Genomic DNA, 18,245 nt, shown 5'->3' with positions numbered 1-18,245 from the left:
ACTGGGAGAAGAAGGACCACGAGGACAAGTACGACAGCGACAAGTACAACAAGGACGAGCACGACAAGCCCAAGGGCGGCATGCACACCGGCGGCGGCCTGCTGGCTGCTGTCGGTGGTGACGACTGGGAGAAGAAGGACCACGAGGACAAGTACGACAGCGACAAGTACAACAAGGACGAGCACGACAAGCCCAAGGGCGGCATGCACACCGGCGGCGGCGGTCTGGCCTCTTCCGGCTCGACTACGGCCGGGGGCCTGGCGCTCGTGGGCGGCCTCGGGGCCGGCGCCTACATGCTGCGGCGTCGCAGCATGCGTGGCAACAGCTGACCCCATCGGCTGACGTGTCACAGTGTGCGGCTGCGGCTGTCTTCCCGGAGAAACCGCAGCCGCCCGCTGCCGGCTTGTGTGTGCTCCGAATTCGCAGACCGAGGTGCGCTACGCCATGAAGTCTTTGACACCTGTCCCGGGGCCCTCGTGGCTGGCCCGCATGCCGCGCCACCTCCTCCCGATCGTGCTCACACCGTTGGCTCTGGCTCTGGTCACGCATGGCGGGACCAGCCCGGCAGACATGCCTCCTCTGCCCGCCCCAGCGCATGTGGGGAGCCAGCACGCGACGCCCGCACCCGAGGCCGATACCCGAGTGGGGGCGGCGAGGCCGTCGTTGCCCCGGTCGGCGCCCACGCGGCTGCTCATCCCCAGCATCGGTGTGGATGCACCCTTCACCGATCTGGCCATCGGCTCCTCGGGACGGCTGGACCCCCCACCGCCCGACGCCACGAACCTGGTCGGCTGGTTCGCCGCCGGCCCCTCCCCGGGAGAGCTCGGCACTGCCGTCGTCGCCGGCCACCTCGACACCAAGACCATGCCCGCAGTCTTCGCCTCTCTCAGCACACTGCTCCCGGGCAGCGCCGTCAACATCCTCCGCAGAGACGGAGCCACCGCGTCATTCGTCGTCGACACCATCGACCACTTCCCCCAGGACAAGTTCCCCAACGACCGCGTCTACGCCGACACCCCCGACGCCCAGCTCCGCCTGATCACCTGCGGCGGCAGCTACGACCACGACAAGAAGCGGTACAACGAGAACACCGTGGTCTTCGCCCACCTCAAGACCCCTGCCACGAGGAAGGAGTGATCGCGGTCAGGCAGAGGGTCGATCACAGCGCATCTGATCCGACCAGCACGACGAGATCCTTGTCCCGCAGGTGAGTCGCCGGCTCCCCGTCCGGGCACCACGGGGCCAAAGTCAGAGCGCTGGCGGCAGGATGGTCATATGATCGCGGGCGGGATGGGGCTCGTAGCGCAGCGGCTGTCGCGCCTTCACCGCATGTGGGAGGACGCCGGTTCGAATCCGGCCGGCCCCATCCCGCTCTCGCTCATGCCGGCAGGACGCGTCTCCGTAGGAGTCGGATGCCCGCGCGCAACTCCCATGGCACCAGAGGGAGTTCAGCCGTCACTCACAGGGCTCGGATCACACAACCTGAGCCAGAACCCGAGTTTCGACGGCACGAGAAGGAGCAGCACCGCTCCTCGGCTCCGCCCAAGGCGCATCACGGGTCCCGGTGGCGTCGCGGGGAGACTCGCGACGGAGGAGAGCACCACATCGTGAACCTGGGCGTCATCGGGCAGGCGGCCGGGCTGTTCGCCGTGACCAACATCGACGACATCCTGGTTCTGTCGCTGTGCTTCGCCCAGGGAACCCGGCAGGGCTCCGCACGCCGGATCGTGCTCGGCCGGCATGGAAGGACCATCGCGAAGGCGGAGCGGACGAGGAGGAGGGGCACCCTGCTGCCCCTGGTCCCGGTCGCAGTCGGCCTGCTCATCCTCGTCGAGGGCGGCGCCTTCGGCCTGTGACGTGGTGTACGCCGCGGACTGACCTCGGGTCAGACCGGCTCAGGCTCCGCCGCCCCTGCTGAGACTCTCGTAGGCGAAGGCGGCGATCCCCGCCTGTAACCGGGACTCCACGTCGAGCTTCGCCAGGATCTGCGCCACATGTGCCTTGGCGGTGCGCTCGGTGATGGCGAGCTGCGTCGAGATGGTCCGGTTCGACGCCCCCTTCGCCAGCAGGTGGAACACGTCCAGTTCGCGCTCGGAGAGCAGCGGGACCCGGCGCACCACCGTGTCCCAGGTGTGGTCGCGGTGCAGGACCGGGCGCTCGGTGGGTATGTGGGTCTTCCGGCCGGGGGAGCTGAGAGTGTCGGTGATGCGCATCGTGCTCGGGCACTCCTGCTTCAAGTACGGGGATGGAGCGAGACGACGGCGCTCGGCCGGTCGTGGCTTGGCGGAATACGGAGAAAAGTCTCTCAGTTTACCCCCGGAAACCGGCAGCGTCTTTTGGCCGCTCTGTCGGCCGAATATCAGCCGACCCACCGGAAGATTGGGGAAGGCGAAATTCGGGATACGTTTATCGGAGCCATCGCGCGGGGTGAATCCCGGCGGGCAGCGTACTAGTGGCCGATATTGGCGGGCAATCCATACTTCACTATGTGAGATGCGGGGCCCGGGCGCGCCGCAAAGGTCTGCGAAAAGCCGTTTGTCGCGTTGTGTGTGCGGTACGAAATATTCCGGCTGCGCGGCCGCCTTCCGTCATTTTCCGGCCGTCGTTTTCCGGTCAGCGCATCCCGGCGAGCCGGAGCAGGGCGGCCGTGCCGGCGGCGGCGAGTACGACGAGGAGGAACGGGACCCTGCGCCAGGCGAGTACGCCGCCCACCGCCACGCCGATCGGGCGGGCCAGGCCCGCGAACCCGTGGCCGTCGGTGAGGGCGGCCGTGGCCGTCAGGGCCGCGAGCAGGACGACGGCGGAGGCCTCCAGCAGTTTTTCCGCCCGCTGGGGGAAGGTGATCCGGGCCCGCAGGGCCGGGCCGGCGAGCCGGAGCAGGAAGGTGCCCCCCGCGAGGGCCAGCATCGCGAGGAGCGCCGGGACGGTGTTCTTCATCGGTCGGCTCCTTGGTCGGCTTCCTTCGTCGCCGCGGTGACGGTGAAGAGCGGCAGGGCGGCCAGGGCGACCAGGACCGGGAGTCCGGCCGGCAGGAAGGCGGTGGACGCCAGCGCCAGGACCACGCCGGCCAGGGAGGTCCGCCGCAGCTCGCGCTGTTTCAGGGCGGGCAGGATCAGCGCCAGGATCACCGCGGGGAACATGGCGTCCAGGCCGAGGGCGTCGGTGTCGGGGACGACGCTGCCCAGCAGGGCGCCCAGCGCGGCCCCGGCCGGCCAGCAGATCAGGATGCCGAGCCCGCAGGCCCAGTACGCGGCCCGTTTGCGCGGGAGTCCGTCCTGGGCGATGGCGAAGACGACCGTCTCGTCGTTCATCAGGTGCGTGCCGAGCAGCCCCTTCCAGCCGCGGCCGAGGACGTCGGGAACGGCCAGGCCGAACGGCACGTGCCGGGCGTTGACCAGGAGTCCGGCCAGCAGGGCGGCGACCGGGCTGCCGCCGGCGGCGATGATCCCGACGAACAGGAACTCGGAGGACGCGGCGAGGACGAGTGCGCCCATGAGGACCGGGAACCACCAGGCGAAGCCCGAGGTGACCGCGATGGCGCCGTACGACACACCGATCACGCCCACCGCGAGGCAGACGAGCGAGATGTCACGCCATTGGGCACGGTCGAGGGTTCTCCATAACGAACGCATGGTGTTTATAATGAACGGCACAAAGGGTGTTCGTCAAGGCGAACAATTGACCATTGGAGCGAACGTCTCGTGTCCGAAGCCGACCTCCTGCTCAAGCCGCCCCTCGACGTGATCGCCGCCTCCCTGCGCGCGGAGCGCGTCCGGGCCGGGCTCTCCCTCACCGAGGTGTCCCGCCGCGCCGGGCTCGCCAAGTCCACGCTCTCCCAGCTCGAATCGGGCGCGGGCAACCCGAGCCTGGAGACCCTCTGGGCGCTGTGCGTCGTCCTGGAGATCCCCTTCTCCCGGCTGCTGGGCGCCACCTCCCGGCCCCCGGTCCAGGTGATCCGGGCGGGCCAGGGCCCGGCCGTGGTCTCGGCCGAGGCCCACTACCGGGCCACCCTGCTGGCCGCGTCCCCGCCCGGTGCCCGCCGGGACGTCTACCGCATCGCCGCCGAACCCGGTCCGCAGCGTTCGTCCGCACCGCACACGCCGGGCGTGGTGGAACACGTGGTGATCGGCACGGGCCGGGCGCTGGTCGGGACCGCGCAGGAACCGGTGGAACTCCTGCCGGGCGACTACATCAGCTACCCGGCCGACGTCCCGCACGTGTTCCAGGCGCTGGAGAGCGGCACCACCGCGGTACTGGTCTCCGAGCACCCCTGATCCGGGACCGGCCCCCGGCCTCCGGACCCCGGCCCCCTGATGCGGGCCCGGCCCGGAGTCGTACGGCGGGCTCAGTGCCCCATGCCGAGGCCGCCGTCCACCGGGACGACGGCCCCGGTGATGTACCCGGCTTCCGCGGAGGCGAGGAAGCGCACGGTGGCGGCGATCTCCTGCGGCTCCGCGCTGCGCGCCAGCGGCACCCTGCCGAGGAACGCGGCGCGCTGTTTCTCGGTCAGCGCCCTGGTCATGTCCGTCTCCACGAAGCCGGGCGCCACCAGATTGCAGGTGATCCCGCGCGAGCCCAGTTCGCGGGCGATCGAGCGGGCGAAGCCGACCAGGGCGGCCTTGGAGGCCGCGTAGTTGGCCTGCCCCGCCGCGCCGAGCAGGCCCACTACGGAGGAGATCAGGACGATCCGGCCCCGGCGGGCCGCCACCATGTCGGCGGCGGCGTGCCGGACGATCCGGAACGCCCCCATCACGTTGGTGTCCAGGACCGCGGCGAAGTCCTCCTCGGTCATCCGCATGACCAACTGGTCCCGCGTGATGCCCGCGTTGGCCACCAGCACCTCGACCGGGCCGTGCGCCTCCTCGACCTCCCGGTAGGCCTTCTCGACCTGCGCGGAGTCGGTGACGTCGCACCGTACGGCGAGGCAGCCGAGCCGCAGCGCGGCCTCTGGCGGCTCGCCGGAGCGGTAGGTCAGCGCGACCTTGTCGCCTGCTTCGGCGAACGCGAGGGCAACGGCGAGGCCGATGCCCCGGTTTCCTCCGGTGACCAGGACGGAACGGCTCATCGGTTCAGCGCACCTTTGCTTCGGATCATCTCTGATGTGTCGGGAGGGGAGTCGGACCGCGGATCAGGCGATCTTGTGGACCCAGCCGAACGGGTCGGGCCGCTGTCCGGACTGGATCCCGGACAGCTCCGCACGCAGCCGGCCGGTGACCGGGCCGGCCTCGCCGCCGCCGATCGTCCAGCCGCCGTCCTTGCTCCTGACCTCGCCGACCGGGGTGATCATGGAGGAGGTGCCGCAGGAGAACACCTCGGTGAGCCGGCCCGACTCGGCGTCGGCCCGCCAGTCCGCCACGCTGATCCGCCCCTCCTCGGCCGTGTAGCCCAGTTCGCCGGCCAGCGCGAGGACGGAGTCCCGGGTGACGCCGGACAGCAGCGAGCCGGACAGCTCCGGGGTGACCAGCCGGTCGCCGTAGACGAAGAACATGTTGCTGGTCCCCATCTCCTCGACCTGGCGGTGCTCGGCGGAGTCCAGCCAGACCACCTGGTCACAGCCCATCTCCCGGGCCTGCGCCTGGGCGACCAGGGTTCCGGCGTAGTTGCCGCCGCACTTGGCCTCGCCGGTGCCGCCGGGCGCGGCGCGGGTGTAGTCCTCGCAGAGCCAGACCGTCAGCGGCCTGGCCCCGGCCTTGAAGTACGCGGCGGCCGGGGAGGCGATCACCATGAAGCGGTAGGCGTCGGACGGGCCGTAGAAGCCGATCGTGCGCTGTGTGGCGATCATGAAGGGGCGCAGGTAGAGGCTGTGACCCGGCTGTTCGGGCACCCAGTCCCGGTCGGTGGTGACCAGGAGTTCCAGGGCCTCGACGAAGGTCGCCTCGGGCAGCGGGGGCATGGCCATGCGCGCGCAGGAGCGGTTGAGGCGGGCGGCGTTGGCGTACGGGCGGAAGGTGACCACCGATCCGTCGGGACGCCGGTAGGCCTTGAGACCCTCGAAGACCTCCTGGCCGTAGTGGAACACCTGGGCGGAGGGATCGAGGACGAGCGGAGCGTACGGCGTGATCCGGGCGTCGTACCAGCCGCGCTCCACGCCCCAGTCGATGCTGATCATGTGGTCGCTGAACACGTCGCCGAACGCGGGTGCCTCAAGCACCCGGGCGCGCTCCGCGTCGGCGAGCCGCTCGGCCGGCTCGGTGGTGAAGGTGATGGTCATGAGAACGCTCCGGGACGCTGGAAGTGGCCGGTCACAGGGGGGTGTTGGCGTGCTTGCGGGACGGCTGCTCGTAGTTCTTGGTCCGCAGCATCCAAAAGGCACGGATGAGCGTCGCACGGGTCCCGGCGGGGTCGATCACGTCATCGACGAGGCCGCGTTCGGCCGCGTAGTAGGGGTGCATCAGCTCGGCCCTGTAGTCCTTGACCATGGCGGCCCGGGTGGCCTGCGGATCGTCGGCCTCGGCGATCTGCCGCCGGAAGATGACGTTGGCGGCGCCCTCGGCACCCATCACGGCGATCTCGTTGGTGGGCCAGGCGTAGGAGAGGTCGCAGCCGATGGAGCGGGAGTCCATGACGATGTACGCGCCGCCGTAGGCCTTGCGCAGGATCACCTGCACCCGGGGGACCGTGGCCTCGCAGTAGGCGTACAGCAGTTTGGCGCCGTGCCGGATGACCCCGCCGTGCTCCTGGCCCACGCCGGGCAGGAAGCCGGGCACGTCGACCAGGGACAGCAGCGGAATGCTGAAGGCGTCGCACATCCGGACGAAGCGGGCCGCCTTCTCGCTCGCGCGGATGTCCAGGACACCGGCCAGGACGACGGGCTGGTTGGCGACGATGCCCACGACCTGCCCGCCGAGCCGGGCCAGCCCGCACAGGATGTTGGGCGCCCAGCGCTCGTGGACCTCCAGGAAGTCCCCGTGGTCGACGAGTTCCCCGATCACGTGACGCATGTCGTACGGGAGCTTGCCCTCGGCCGGCACGAGCGTCAGCAGGGCCTCGCCGCGCCGGTCCGCCGGGTCCGACTGCGGGGCGGCGGGCGGCAGTTCGGCGTTGCTGGAGGGGAGCAGCGAGATCAGGTAGCGGACTTCGGCCAGGCAGCTCGGTTCGTCGTCGTGGACGAAGTGGGCCACGCCGGACAGTTCCGCGTGCACGTCGGCGCCGCCGAGGCCGTCCTGGCTGACCTCTTCGCCGGTGACCGCCCTGACCACGTCCGGGCCCGTGATGAACATCTGGGAGGTGCCCCGGACCATGAACACGAAGTCGGTCAGGGCGGGGGAGTAGGCGGCGCCGCCCGCGCACGGGCCGAGCATCACCGAGATCTGCGGGATGACGCCCGAGGCCCGTACGTTGCGCTGGAAGATCCCGCCGTACCCGGCCAGCGCCGAGACGCCCTCCTGGATACGGGCCCCCGCGCCGTCGTTCAGGGACACCAGGGGCGCCCCGGCCGCGATGGCCATGTCCATGATCTTGTGGATCTTGCCGGCGTGAGCCTCGCCGAGCGCCCCGCCGAAGATCCGGAAGTCGTGCGCGTAGACGAAGACGGTGCGGCCCTCGACCGTGCCCCAGCCGGTGATCACGCCGTCCGTGTGCGGCCTGCGGTCCTCCATGCCGAAGCCGACCGAGCGGTGCCGGCGCAGCTGCTCGACCTCGTTGAACGAACCGGGGTCCAGGAGCAGGTCGATCCGCTCCCGCGCGGTCAGCTTGCCCTTGGCGTGCTGGGCCGCGGTGGCCCGCTCGCCGGGCCCGCGGCGGGCCAGCTCCTTGATGGCGTGCAGCTCGGCCACCCGCCCGTGCGAGTCGGGGGCCGGGGCCGGCGTCTTCACCGGGACGGTCTTCTGCGGGGCGGTCTTCTGCGGGGCGGGCATCTCTTGTCGTTCCCCTTCCGGAGCCGGTACGGCGATGTGCGGTGACGGTCAGACCGCCGCTGACCCGCCGGCGGCCGGTGGGTGCGGCACCGGCCGCCCGCGGACTCCCGGCGCCGGGCCGCACGGCGACGCCGCCCGGGCCGGCGCGGCGGGCCGCACGGCCGGGCGGCAGTGCTGGCGGTGCGCGCCCAGACCCGCGACCTCGGCCTCGACCACATCGCCGGGGCGCAGGTAGGGCTGGTCGGGGCGGCCGAGCGCGACTCCGCCCGGGGAGCCGGTGAGGATCACGTCCCCGGGGTGCAGCACCATGAACTGGCTGAGGTACCAGACCAGATGGGCCACGTCGAAGACCATGTCGGCGGTGGAGGCGTCCTGCATGACCCGGCCGTTGACCGTGCAGCTCAGCCGCAGGTCCTGCGGGTCGGGCACCTCGTCGGGTGTGACCAGGAAGGGGCCCAGCGGGCTGAAGGACTCGAAGGACTTTCCCTTGACCCACTGGCCGCCGCGCTCCAGCAGCCAGCGCCGCTCGGACACGTCGTTGCCCGTGGCGAAGCCCGCGACGTGGGCCGGGGCGGCCCCCCGGTCGGGCAGGTACTGGGCACGCCGCCCGATGACGACCGCCAGCTCGACCTCCCAGTCGGTCCTCTCGCCGCCCGGGGGCAGCAGGAGGGCGTCGTTCGGACCGACCAGCGTCATCGGGGCCTTGCTGGAGACGATCGGCTCGTCCGGCAGCTCCAGACCGGCCTCGGCGGCGTGCGCACGGTAGTTGAGGCCGATCGACAGCAGGTGCCCGCCCGGCCGGACGGGCGGGCCGACCCGCTCGGCGGCCGGGTCGGCCACCGGCAGCGTGCCGGACTCCCGCGCCAGCCGGGCGTCCAGCTCACGCAGCACGTCCGGGTCCAGGTTCTCGCCCGTCCAGTCCGCGACCCAGGACGACAGGTCGCGGACCACTCCACCGGGACCGACCGCGCACGGCCGCTCCCCGCCCTGCGGGCCGATCCGGAGCAGGCGCATGTCAGCGTGCCGGCCCGGTCTCTTCGAGGTACTTCTCGAAGAAGCCGGTCTCCGCGTCCGTGAGCCGACGGGGGCGGCCCGCCCGGTAGTCGAACGGGGCCATCGTGGTGGAGGCGGTGGCGTAGACGAGGTCGCCGTCCCGCACCGCGTAGTCGACGGTCACCGTCGCCGACTGGAGGTCCGAGACCCACATCTCGATGTCGACCGGCTCGTGGCGGTGGACGAGCTGACGCCGGTAGCGGATCTGGTGGGAGACGACCACCGAGCCGTCCCGGAAGAACGCGTCCCCCTCGGTCGGGGCCATCCGGAAGATGAAGTCGACCCGGGCCTCCTCCAGATAGCGCACGAAGGAGACGTTGTTGACGATCCCGTAGATGTCCATGTCGGACCAGCGGATCGGGCAGGGATAGGTGTGCCGTGTCATGGTGATCAGTTCCCGGTGGTCAGCTGGGCGCCGGCGGGGCCGAACGCTCCGGTCCGCTGCTGGAAGGCGGTCACGTAGTCGTCCGCGGCGATCGGGGCGCGCAGCAGTTCGGGCGACAGGTTGAAACCGCCGATCAGCGTCTGCGCGTACGGCCGGATCAGGGCGCACAGGGCGTCCAGGGCCTGCGGCAGCTCCTCGACCTGGCCGGCCGTGAACACCCCGCGGGCCAGGTACCAGCCCGCGTCGCGCTGCACCTCGGTGAGCGCGTACAGCGAGGCGAGCAGGCCGAGCGCGGTCCGTGCCTCCGCGGTCCCGGCACTCCCGGCCGCTTCGGTGAAGCACTCGAGTGCCGTACGCACGCCCCGCACCCGGGCCATGGCCAGCCCGGTGTTCATCGTGTCGTTCCACGCCTCGAGATAGGTACGCTCACGGGTCTCGTCCGCCATGGCGGCACGGGCGGCCCCGAGCAGCTCCCGCTCCCGGTGGCGCAGGGCCGCCAGCAGGAACGCGGTGTCGCGCAGGTCGCGCCCGGCGGGGTCGGGTGCCTCGGACGGCGCCTCCTCCTCGGCCTGGCTCTGGGCGATGATCTGGCCGGCCGTGGTGGCGAGCAGGACCTGGTTGTCGCCCTCCGCGGTCACCAGGCCCTGCAGCAGCGAGCCGTAGTCCGCGATCCGGTTGACGCTGAAGATGCCCTGGGCCCCGCAGCGCTCCCGGCAGACCGCGATGACCTCGGTCATCTCCCAGGTGGAGAGGGCCTTGGTGATCGAGATCAGGTGGTTCAGCTCGGCCGGCACGGCAGCCGGGGCCGCCACGAACTCCCGCTTGGCGTGGTTGAGCAGCAGGGTCATCGCGTAGACCTTGGACAGCGCGGTGAACAGGGCCAGCTGGTGGCTGCGGTACTCGATCACCGGAAGGTCGTTGCGGCCGGGGGCGTTCGTGAGCCGCTGCGCCGCGAAGCGCAGCGCGATGTACACGCCGGCCCGGCCCGCGCCGACCGCCGAGCTGGAGACGCACAGGCGCCCGGGCAGGATCCGGCTCATGGCGCGCAGGAACCGCTTGCGCTGGTTGCCCGAGGTGGGGCGGAAGGTGCCGTTCTCGTCGAAGCCGCCCATGTCGCCGTGGAGCAGGTTGCGGCGCGGGACGCGGACGTGGTCGAACCAGGTGACGCCGTTGTCCAGGCCCTGGACGGGCTTCTCCGGGCAGGGAGCCGCGTGGACTCCCTCGTGCAGGCGGGTGCCGTCGCTGATCGGGACGAGGAAGGGGTAGACCCCGTGGTCCTTGCCGTCCGCCTTCAGCCGCGCCATGACGACGGCGAGCTTGGGGACGTCCTGGAACCCGCTGTAGGACATGTGCTTCTGGGCCAGCGCGTCCGGGGTGTTCAGGACGAAGGTCTGGGAGGCGGCGTCGTAGACCGCCTCGGTGCGCATGGCGGCCACGTTGTTGCCGTAACCCAGCTCGGTGGCCATGTACGGGCTGAACGAGTCCAGCCGGTCCAGCTCGTCGACGAGGTCCTTGAGTTCGGGCCGGTCGCCGTGCTCGACGACCGTGCCGAAGCTGAGGTTGTAGTGGACCATCAGGAGCGAGAACGTGGACACGTCGACCAGCGACGGCCACTCGGCCAGCGCGAACAGCCGCCAGGGGTCCTTGAGGATCTCCGTGGGCCGCTCCAGTCCGGCGTGCACCACCCGGGACCGTTCGTAGGCGAGCTTCCCGGCCTCGTTCATCGTGAGGCCCTCACGGGGATCGAAGACCGGGTCGAGCAGCAGCTCGCTGATGTCCTTGTGCGCCTGCTCGTACCTGCCGTCGAAGAGCAGCCTGGCCAGGTCGGCGGTGGCGGCCGGGTTCATCTGGGAGGTCCTTTCACGGTTCTGGTGCGGTTCACGAGGAGATCAGCAGGGCGGCGTTCTGGCCGCCGAACCCGAAGGAGTTGCTCAGGGCGATGTCCACCGGCCCGAGCCGCGGCGCACCGTGCACGACGTCGACGTCCACCCGCGGGTCGACCTCGGTGAGCGAGGCCGTCGGAGGGATCACGCCGTGGTGCACCGCGAGCGCCGCGTACGCCGCCTCGATGGAGCCCGCCGCGCCGAGCGGGTGCCCGGTGACCCCCTTGGTGGAGCTGACCTTGGCGTCCGGGCCGATCACCCGGCGGATCACCCCGGCCTCGATCACGTCGTTGAGGGGGGTGGAGGTGCCGTGGGCGTTGACGTAGTCCACGTCGCGGCCGGTCAGGCCCGCGTCGGCGAGCGCCGCACGGACCGCCAGCTCCGCGCCCCTGCCCTCCGGATGCGGGGACGTCACGTGGTGGGCGTCGGCCGAGGCGCCGTACCCGATCACGCGGGCCAGGGTCTGGGCGCCGCGGGCCCGGGCGTGCTCCTCGGACTCCATGACCACGATCCCCGCGCCCTCGCCCAGGACGAACCCGTCGCGGTTCGCGTCGAAGGGGCGGGAGGCCGTCGCCGGGTCGTCCAGGCGCCTGGACAGTGCCCGCATCCGGGCGAAGGAGGACACGTAGAGCGGGGTGATCGGAGCCTCGGCGCCACCCGCGATCACGATGTCGGCCAGCCCGGACCGGAGCAGCTCCCGGCCCAGGCCGATCGCGCTGGCTCCGGCTGCGCACGCGGTGCACGGCGCCAGGCAGGGGCCGTTGGCCCCGATGTCGATGGCGACCTGCCCGGCCGCCATGTTCAGCAGCCCCATCGGCAGGGTCATCGGGGAGACCTCGTCGGGTCCTTCCTCGATCAGGACCCGGTGCTGCTCCTCCAGCGTCGCGGTGCCACCGGCACCCGAACCGACGATGACGGCCACCCGTGCGCTGTCCGCCCACTCCCCGGCCACGAGACCCGCCTGGGCGAGGGCCTCGCGCGTCGCGGCGATGGCGAACTGGGAGTAGCGGTCGAACTGCCAGGCGCCGCGCAGCCCGAGCCGCCGGGGCGAGAAGTCCGGCACCCGGCAGGCCATGGTCACCGGCAGGCCGGCCAGGTCGTCGTGGTGGGCGGCGGTGGGCCGCCCGTCGACCACGCGCTCCCAGTTCTCCTTGACCCCGATGCCCGCGGGGGTGATCAGCCCGATACCGGTGACGGGAGCCGTGAAGCCGCTCATCAGACGGCGGCGGGCTTCTGCTCGATGAGGGTGATGATGTCCGAGACGGTCTCCACCTCGGACAGCTCGGCGTCGGTGATGACGACGCCGAGGCGCTTCTTCAGCGCGGTCGCCAGCTCGATCTGGGACAGCGAGTCGAGACCGAGGTCGTCGAAGGTCGCTTCCGGGACGACGCTTTCGGCGTCGAGGTCGAAGCGGGAGACGAAGACCTCGACGACGGATTCCTGAACGGTGCTCATGGTGTGTCTCCTGGTTCGGAATGTGTGGGTGAAGGCGGGGTGGTTCACGTGCGCGGTCTGTCCGCGTGCGCGGTCAGTTCACGTGCGCGGTCGGTCCGCGTGCGCGGTCAGTTCACGTGCTCGGCAGGGATGTCGGGCCAGACGAGGGTCGTCGAGCCCCACGAGAGACCGGCTCCGAACGCCGACAGCAGCACCCGGTCGCCGGCCTTGAGGCCGCCGTCGGCGGCGATGTCGTTCAGTAGCAGGGGGACCGAGGCCGACAGAGTGTTCCCGACCCGGTCGATGTTGACCGCGACGCGCTCCATGGGGACTTCGAGTTCCTCGGCCACCGCACGCACGATCCGGACGTTGGCCTGGTGGCCGACGAACCAGTCGACGTCCGCCACGGACCAGTCGGTGCGCTTGAGCACCGCCCTGGCCGACTGCGTCATGCGCTCGACCGCCTGCGTGTAGAGGGGGCGGCCCTCCATCCGCAGGTACCAGTCCCCGGTGGGCACCACCTCGTGGCCGAGGCCCGCGTCCGCGGACCGCTGGCGCGAACCGCCGGCCGGGATGGCGAGCAGGTCGGCGAGCGAGCCGTCGCTGCCGAGGTCGAAGGGGCCCAGCGCGCCGGGCTCGTCGTCCTCACCGCGGCGCAGCACCACCGCGCCCGCTCCGTCACCGAAGATCGGCGCCGTTCCGCGGTCCTGCTGGTCGACCAGCGTGGTGAAGGCCTCCGAGCCGATGAACAGCACGCTGTCCGCGGTCCCCGAGGCGATCAGTCCGGCGCAGGTGGCGAGTCCGTAGAGGAACCCGCTGCACGCCGAGGTGAGGTCGAAGGCCGCGACCGTGCCCATGCCGAGCCGGGACGCGACCTCCGGTGCCACCGCGGGGCACAGCCGGTCGGGGGAGGTGGTCGCCACGACCACCAGGTCCACCCCGCTCACCCCGGCGGACCGCAGCGCCCGGGCACCGGCCTCCACGGCCAGGGAGCCGGTCGAAAGGCCGTCCGAGACGACCCTGCGTTCACTGATTCCGGTCCGCGTCCTGATCCATTCGTCATTCGTGTCGAGCGTCGCGGAAAGGTCGTCGTTCGTGACCACCCTGGGAGGGAGAAATCCCCCGATACCCGAGAGCACCACCGCCATGTGAATTTCCCCCCTGCTGGCCGCCATTGACTGTCTGACCTGGCGTCCAACCACCCTCGCGCAGCCCTCCGAGGCACGGCAATTGGCCTTTCGTACACCTGCGGATCCGCCTGGACCAAAGGCCAATTGACCCCCGGCGGGGCCAGTGAAAGCGTCGCCAAGATGGGCACCGCGACTCCTTCAGCCACCACGACCTCTTCGGCCACCGAAGCTCCTTCGGCCGCCACGACCGCTTCCGAGCTGGCGCGGCTCCTGCCCGCGGGACGGGTGATCGCCGACCGGGACACCCGCGCCTCCTTCGCCCACGACGAGGCGGCGGGCGCCCCCTTCGGCATGCCCGCCGCCGTCGTACGCCCCCACGACACCGCCGAGGCCGCCGCCGTGGTCGCGTACTGCGCCGAGCGGGGCGTCCCGCTGGTCGCGCGCGGCGCGGGCACCGGGCTGTCCGGTGGCGCCAACGCCATCGAGGGCTGTGTGGTCGTCTCCTTCACCGCGATGGACGCGATTTTGCGCATCGACCCCGACGAACGGCTCGCCGTCGTGCAGCCCGGAGTGGTCAACGACCGTCTGCGCGCGGCCTGCGCCGAGAAGGGCCTGTGGTATCCGCCCGACCCGGCCAGCGCCCCGTGGTCCACGATCGGCGGGAACGTGGCCACCAACGCGGGAGGGCTGTGCTGCGTGAAGTACGGGGTGACCCGGGACTACGTCCTCGGCCTTGAGGCCGTCACCGGACGCGGCGATACCGTCCGGCTGGGGCGGCAGACCGCCAAGGGCACCGCGGGCTACGAACTGGCCGGGCTGATGGTGGGCTCGGAGGGCACCCTGGGCCTGGTCACCGAGGTCACCCTGCGGCTGCGCGGTGCCCGGGCCAGGGAGCGGACCGTCGTCGGCTACTTCGACGACCTGCCCGCCGCGGGACGTGCGGTCGCCCGCGTGGTCGCCTCCGGAGTGGTGCCGAGCGCCCTCGAACTCGTCGACCGCTACTGCCTGCGCGCTGTGGACGACTGGAAGAACATGGGCCTCACCGACGCCGGGAACGTCCTGCTGTTGGCCCGCTGCGACGCCCCCGGAGCCGCCGGGGACCAGGAGGCCGACACCGTCCTGAGCTGTTTCGAGAGCGCGGGCGCGACCTGGAGCGCCCGCTCGACCGACGCTGCCGAGGCGGATGCCCTCTTCGCCGCGCGCCGCCTGGTCTATCCGGCGCTGGAGCGGCTGGGCCTGGTGCTCAGCGAGGACATCTGCGTGCCGCGCATGCTCGTACCGCCGATGCTCGCCCACCTGGAGCGGATCGCCGCGGCGCACGACGTGCACATCGCGAGCCTGGCCCATGCCGGGGACGGCAACCTGCACCCGATGATGGTCGTTCCCCGGGGGGACGAGGCCGCTCTGGCCCGGGGGCGCTCGGTGTTCGAGGAGGTCGTCGACCAGGCGATCGCGCTGGGCGGCACCGTCACCGGGGAGCACGGGGTGGGGCTGCTCAAGATGCGCGGTCTGACCCGGGAGCTGAGCCCCGCGGTGCTCGACCTGCACCGCGGGATCAAGAAGGTGTTCGACCCGGCCGGAATCCTCAACCCGGGGAAGGTCTTCACCTCCTTGCCCGCGCCCGGGTGAGAGCAGCCGATCTCCAGGCCGGCCTGCCGGCGGCCGCCTCGGGCCCGGACAGCCGGGGATGGTGTGCTTCCTCCTCCCGGTCGCCGTAGAGCATCGTGACGTTGATGCGCAGGTTCTCGTAGCCGGGCCGGAAGCGGATGGCGTCCGAGGCGTGGAAGAGGTCGGAGTTGAAGATCACCGCCCGGTTCTGCCGGTAGGGGATGGTCATGCTGCGGGCCCGCCGGCATCGCAGGAACGGATGGATCAGGTCCTGGCGGCCGTTGTAGGTGTCGAAACCCCAGGACAAGGGTGCGTCGATGTCGTGCACCACCAGACCTCCCGAGTGCTCGTCGGTGTTCGCCTCGTCCGGGGTGACCCAGAAGTTGACGTTGACGGCGGCGAAGTCCGCGTGCGTGGTGACGTCAGCGGGTACTTCGGGGCCGCACTTGAAACCCCACATCTGGCGCAGCGGGTACCGGTCGCCGATGAGCCGGGGCAGGGCGTCCCGCAGCTCCTCGGCGATCTGCATGAGCAGCGGGCAGACGAACCCGTCCTGCATGATCGCGCCCAGCCGGCCGTGGGCGTAGCGGTTGCCGGACCACACCGTCGACTCCAGACAGAACCGGTACAGCTCGCCCAGCGCCTCCGCGGTGAGGAAGTCGTCCACGTACACCACGCCGGGTGCGGTCGACAGGTACCGCTCCTCGACGGTCGCGGGGTCCCAGCGTCGGGACAGGGCACGCGCCACGCGCGGTGTGTCGCGTACATGCAGCAGGCGGTTGTAGGTGTCGGCGATACCTAAGTCGGCGTCGAGGGACAGGGGTTCGCGCGCTGCGGGACCTCTGGCCGCCAGTCGGTCGCGCACGGTCCGGTAGGCGTCGATGACGCGGCTGTACTCCGTGCCCAGCACACCCAAATGCTGCAGGTAGTGCATCTGGTCGATGTCGTGCTGCAGCTTGGGAACGCTCAGGGGGACGGCCGAGCGCTCGGCCGGATCGGAGAAGGCGCCCCAGCGCAGCTGGGCGAAGAGCGAGCCGCACCCCTCGGCGAGCGGGAAGTCACCCTGCTCCAGGGCCGCCTTGAACACGTCCGGCGCCCACGCCAGGCCGTCGGCACCCGTGCGCATCTCGTCACGCAACAACGGCAGCGCCTCGTCCCGGCGCCCCGAGGCGATCAGCAGGAGCGCCAACTCGCGTCGCACATAGCGGTCTTCGGGACCGGCCCGGAGGGCGTTGGCGAGATCACGCGCCGCGTCCCGCGCACGGCCGGCGCCCACAGCCTCCCTCGCGCGGGCCACCGCCGATCCGGCGTCCCACGGCGTGCCCACGCGGATCACCCGAACCGGAAGGCGTCGCGTGCGCGGAGTTCCACGGCGTAGCGGGCCAGACCGTTGAGGGTCACCGCGGCGTACGGTGGCACGAAGTGCGCGCTGATCGCCTGGTCACCGTCCGCCTGCTGGACGTGGACGAAGGTGGTCCAGGTGATGGACGTCACGAACGGGGTGGTGCCGCGGGCCTGCATGCCGACGTTCTCCTGATCCGCCCCCGGATCCCCGCTCCCGCTGCCGTCCCCGTTGCCGCAGAGGGTGTGCGCGACATGGAGGTTGACGAAGTAGTGCAGCAGCTCATCGGTGAGTCCGCGGATCCCGGTTTCCGCCACGCACCCTTCCAGCAGGGCGGCCACGACGTCCTGGCCACCGTGGCTGACGGTCGCCTCGCAGAAGTCGGCGAGGAACTGCCCCGCGGTGGGCACCTCGTCCGTGTGGTGGTGCACGTACCCCTGGAACCACTGGAGCAGCTTCGGGTTGGCGAACACCGAGTAGATGAGCCGGTCGGTGAGGGCCGCCTGCTCCCGCGAGACGGCCGGGCCCTGGAGGTACTCCATCAGGACCTGGGACGGACCCGTGATGAACTGCTCCCGCAGGAGGAAGTCGCCCTCCATGGCCTGGAACAGTGCGTCGATGCGGCGCACGGTCGCAGTACGGGACATCACGGTGGATCGTTGTGCGCCCAATGTCTTCTTCTCCGGTCGCGTCGATCAGGTAGGCCGGCAGGTGCCGAGCCACGAAACGACTCCTAGCTAAGAGTGAAGCCTCGACGGGGTGGGTGCGGCACGCCGCAGCCCGGGGGCGCGGCCCGCGTTCACACGTTTGGCTCGTGCCGGGCTGCCCGGCCGTTCGTTCCCACGCCGGCGGATGACGCGCTCGTCCCACCGCCGGGCCATCCGCCGGATACCGTGTCATGTCCGCGGCAAGAGAAGGTGAAGGGTGATATGACCTCCAACAGTTCGGTCCGTGCGCGCCTCGCGCTGGGCGCGGTCCTGGTGTCGACCCTGCTCTGCGCCCCGGTGGCTGCGGCCGCCCCCGGGGACGCGGGTACCGGCACGGGTACCGCCCGCACTGCGCCTGCCGGCAGCGAACACGCCTGTCCCGTCGTGTACTTCGACCTGGGGGAGACCCTGGTGCACACCGCCGACGACGGCAGCACCGCCTACCTGAGCGGCGCCGCCTCGTATCTGCGGACCCTGCGGGAACGCCACGTCAGAGTCGGCCTGATCACCAACGTTCCGCCCTCCTGGGGCGCGACCGACGCCGAGCGTGCCGCCCGGCTGAAGCAGGAGGTCGACGCGACGTGGCGGGGCCCGGTGCCGTTCGCCTGGGAGGATTTCGGCGACCGGATCCGCACGCCGCGCACCGAGGCCGAACGCAAGCCCTCGCCGGTCCTGTGGCAGCGCGCGAAGGCCGACTCGGGCCGCTGCCGAGTCGTCTACCAGGCGGAGACGGCCCAGGAGGTCGCCGTCGCCTCCTCGCTGGGCTTCGTGGCCTACCAGGTCGGCCGGCCCCACCGGCCCGCGTTCCTGCCGGCCGGGCTGGTCGAACTCCTCGGCCGGTAGTGGC

General features: G+C 71.3%; 19 protein-coding genes, 1 tRNA gene and 1 pseudogene. 7 read left to right on the top strand and 14 right to left on the bottom strand.

The features are described from left to right. The 4 genes and pseudogenes from ACFYP4_RS29160 to ACFYP4_RS29145 all read left to right on the top strand — a co-directional run. Nucleotides 1-329, top strand: a pseudogene (locus tag ACFYP4_RS29160) (hypothetical protein); the annotation flags it as partial. Nucleotides 330-444: 115 nt separating this feature from the next. Continuing rightward, on the top strand, nt 445-1,137 hold the full coding sequence (locus ACFYP4_RS29155; protein WP_388789410.1) for a class F sortase: 693 nt from the start codon (nt 445-447) through the stop codon (nt 1,135-1,137). 155 nt (nt 1,138-1,292) lie between these two features. Then, nucleotides 1,293-1,366: transfer RNA gene (locus ACFYP4_RS29150), tRNA-Ala, on the top strand. Nucleotides 1,367-1,607: 241 nt separating this feature from the next. After that, the gene (locus tag ACFYP4_RS29145) at nt 1,608-1,856 is read left to right on the top strand and encodes a hypothetical protein (RefSeq protein WP_358850559.1); all 249 of its coding nucleotides are present in this window, start codon (nt 1,608-1,610) and stop codon (nt 1,854-1,856) included. A 39-nt stretch (nt 1,857-1,895) separates the two neighbouring features. On the opposite strand, the gene ACFYP4_RS29140 is transcribed toward ACFYP4_RS29145, so the two are convergent. The 3 genes from ACFYP4_RS29140 to ACFYP4_RS29130 all read right to left on the bottom strand — a co-directional run bounded on the left by ACFYP4_RS29140 (nt 1,896) and on the right by ACFYP4_RS29130 (nt 3,632). After that, on the bottom strand, nt 1,896-2,213 hold the full coding sequence (locus ACFYP4_RS29140) for a LuxR C-terminal-related transcriptional regulator (protein ID WP_358850558.1): 318 nt from the start codon (nt 2,211-2,213) through the stop codon (nt 1,896-1,898). 400 nt (nt 2,214-2,613) lie between these two features. Then, the gene (locus tag ACFYP4_RS29135; RefSeq protein WP_358850557.1) at nt 2,614-2,937 is read right to left on the bottom strand and encodes an AzlD domain-containing protein; all 324 of its coding nucleotides are present in this window, start codon (nt 2,935-2,937) and stop codon (nt 2,614-2,616) included. After that, complete coding sequence (locus ACFYP4_RS29130; protein WP_358850556.1) at nt 2,934-3,632, bottom strand: AzlC family ABC transporter permease; 699 nt, start codon at nt 3,630-3,632, stop codon at nt 2,934-2,936. Before ACFYP4_RS29130 ends, ACFYP4_RS29135 begins: the two co-directional genes overlap by 4 nt. Nucleotides 3,633-3,701: 69 nt before the next feature. Between ACFYP4_RS29130 and ACFYP4_RS29125 the strand changes: the two genes are divergently transcribed. Further along, the gene (locus ACFYP4_RS29125) at nt 3,702-4,274 is read left to right on the top strand and encodes a helix-turn-helix domain-containing protein (protein WP_388789405.1); all 573 of its coding nucleotides are present in this window, start codon (nt 3,702-3,704) and stop codon (nt 4,272-4,274) included. A 71-nt stretch (nt 4,275-4,345) separates the two neighbouring features. Here ACFYP4_RS29125 and fabG read toward each other — a convergent pair whose 3' ends face one another. From fabG to ACFYP4_RS29080, 9 genes are all read right to left on the bottom strand, one after another. Next, nucleotides 4,346-5,065 carry a 3-oxoacyl-ACP reductase FabG gene (gene fabG / locus ACFYP4_RS29120; RefSeq protein WP_358850554.1) on the bottom strand — a complete coding sequence of 240 codons (720 nt, stop codon included), beginning with the start codon at nt 5,063-5,065 and terminating at the stop codon, nt 4,346-4,348. 63 nt (nt 5,066-5,128) lie between these two features. Further along, nucleotides 5,129-6,211, bottom strand: coding sequence for a branched-chain amino acid aminotransferase (locus ACFYP4_RS29115; RefSeq protein WP_388789401.1), 1,083 nt, complete (start codon nt 6,209-6,211; stop codon nt 5,129-5,131). Between the two features lie 31 nt (nt 6,212-6,242). Beyond that, nucleotides 6,243-7,856: an acyl-CoA carboxylase subunit beta gene (locus ACFYP4_RS29110; protein ID WP_358850552.1), complete on the bottom strand. Its 1,614-nt coding sequence runs from the start codon at nt 7,854-7,856 to the stop codon at nt 6,243-6,245. A 48-nt stretch (nt 7,857-7,904) separates the two neighbouring features. Next, complete coding sequence (locus ACFYP4_RS29105) at nt 7,905-8,870, bottom strand: fumarylacetoacetate hydrolase family protein (RefSeq protein ID WP_388789397.1); 966 nt, start codon at nt 8,868-8,870, stop codon at nt 7,905-7,907. A 1-nt stretch (nt 8,871) separates the two neighbouring features. After that, nucleotides 8,872-9,294, bottom strand: a complete 423-nt coding sequence (locus tag ACFYP4_RS29100; protein WP_358850550.1) for a thioesterase family protein — start codon at nt 9,292-9,294, stop codon at nt 8,872-8,874. Between the two features lie 5 nt (nt 9,295-9,299). Then, on the bottom strand, nt 9,300-11,141 hold the full coding sequence (locus ACFYP4_RS29095) for an acyl-CoA dehydrogenase (protein WP_388789394.1): 1,842 nt from the start codon (nt 11,139-11,141) through the stop codon (nt 9,300-9,302). 31 nt (nt 11,142-11,172) lie between these two features. After that, complete coding sequence (locus tag ACFYP4_RS29090) at nt 11,173-12,393, bottom strand: beta-ketoacyl-ACP synthase II (protein WP_358850548.1); 1,221 nt, start codon at nt 12,391-12,393, stop codon at nt 11,173-11,175. Beyond that, nucleotides 12,393-12,632 carry a phosphopantetheine-binding protein gene (locus tag ACFYP4_RS29085; protein ID WP_358850547.1) on the bottom strand — a complete coding sequence of 80 codons (240 nt, stop codon included), beginning with the start codon at nt 12,630-12,632 and terminating at the stop codon, nt 12,393-12,395. The genes ACFYP4_RS29090 and ACFYP4_RS29085 overlap by 1 nt, the downstream gene beginning before the upstream one ends. Nucleotides 12,633-12,739: 107 nt before the next feature. Beyond that, nucleotides 12,740-13,759, bottom strand: coding sequence for a beta-ketoacyl-ACP synthase III (locus ACFYP4_RS29080; protein ID WP_358850546.1), 1,020 nt, complete (start codon nt 13,757-13,759; stop codon nt 12,740-12,742). Nucleotides 13,760-13,921: 162 nt separating this feature from the next. Here ACFYP4_RS29080 and ACFYP4_RS29075 point away from each other — a divergent pair, with 162 nt between their 5' ends. Then, nucleotides 13,922-15,370, top strand: a complete 1,449-nt coding sequence (locus ACFYP4_RS29075; protein ID WP_358850545.1) for an FAD-linked oxidase C-terminal domain-containing protein — start codon at nt 13,922-13,924, stop codon at nt 15,368-15,370. Here the strand turns inward: ACFYP4_RS29075 and ACFYP4_RS29070 are convergent. Together ACFYP4_RS29070 and ACFYP4_RS29065 are read right to left on the bottom strand one after the other, a co-directional pair. Then, a complete protein-coding gene (locus ACFYP4_RS29070) occupies nt 15,345-16,676 on the bottom strand; it encodes a tetratricopeptide repeat protein (RefSeq protein ID WP_388789389.1) in 1,332 nt (443 codons plus the stop codon). The genes ACFYP4_RS29075 and ACFYP4_RS29070 overlap by 26 nt on opposite strands. 5 nt (nt 16,677-16,681) lie before the next feature. Further along, nucleotides 16,682-17,338 (bottom strand): hypothetical protein, encoded by a 657-nt coding sequence (locus tag ACFYP4_RS29065; protein ID WP_388789386.1) that lies wholly within the window; start codon nt 17,336-17,338, stop codon nt 16,682-16,684. A gap of 282 nt (nt 17,339-17,620) precedes the next feature. Here ACFYP4_RS29065 and ACFYP4_RS29060 point away from each other — a divergent pair, with 282 nt between their 5' ends. Next, nucleotides 17,621-18,241 carry a hypothetical protein gene (locus ACFYP4_RS29060; RefSeq protein ID WP_388789383.1) on the top strand — a complete coding sequence of 207 codons (621 nt, stop codon included), beginning with the start codon at nt 17,621-17,623 and terminating at the stop codon, nt 18,239-18,241. The last annotated feature ends 4 nt before the right edge of the window (nt 18,242-18,245 follow it).

Source organism: Streptomyces sp. NPDC005551, from assembly GCF_042871785.1.
Taxonomy (GTDB): Bacteria; Actinomycetota; Actinomycetes; order Streptomycetales; family Streptomycetaceae; genus Streptomyces.
This window is presented reverse-complemented; position numbering and strand designations above follow the sequence as displayed.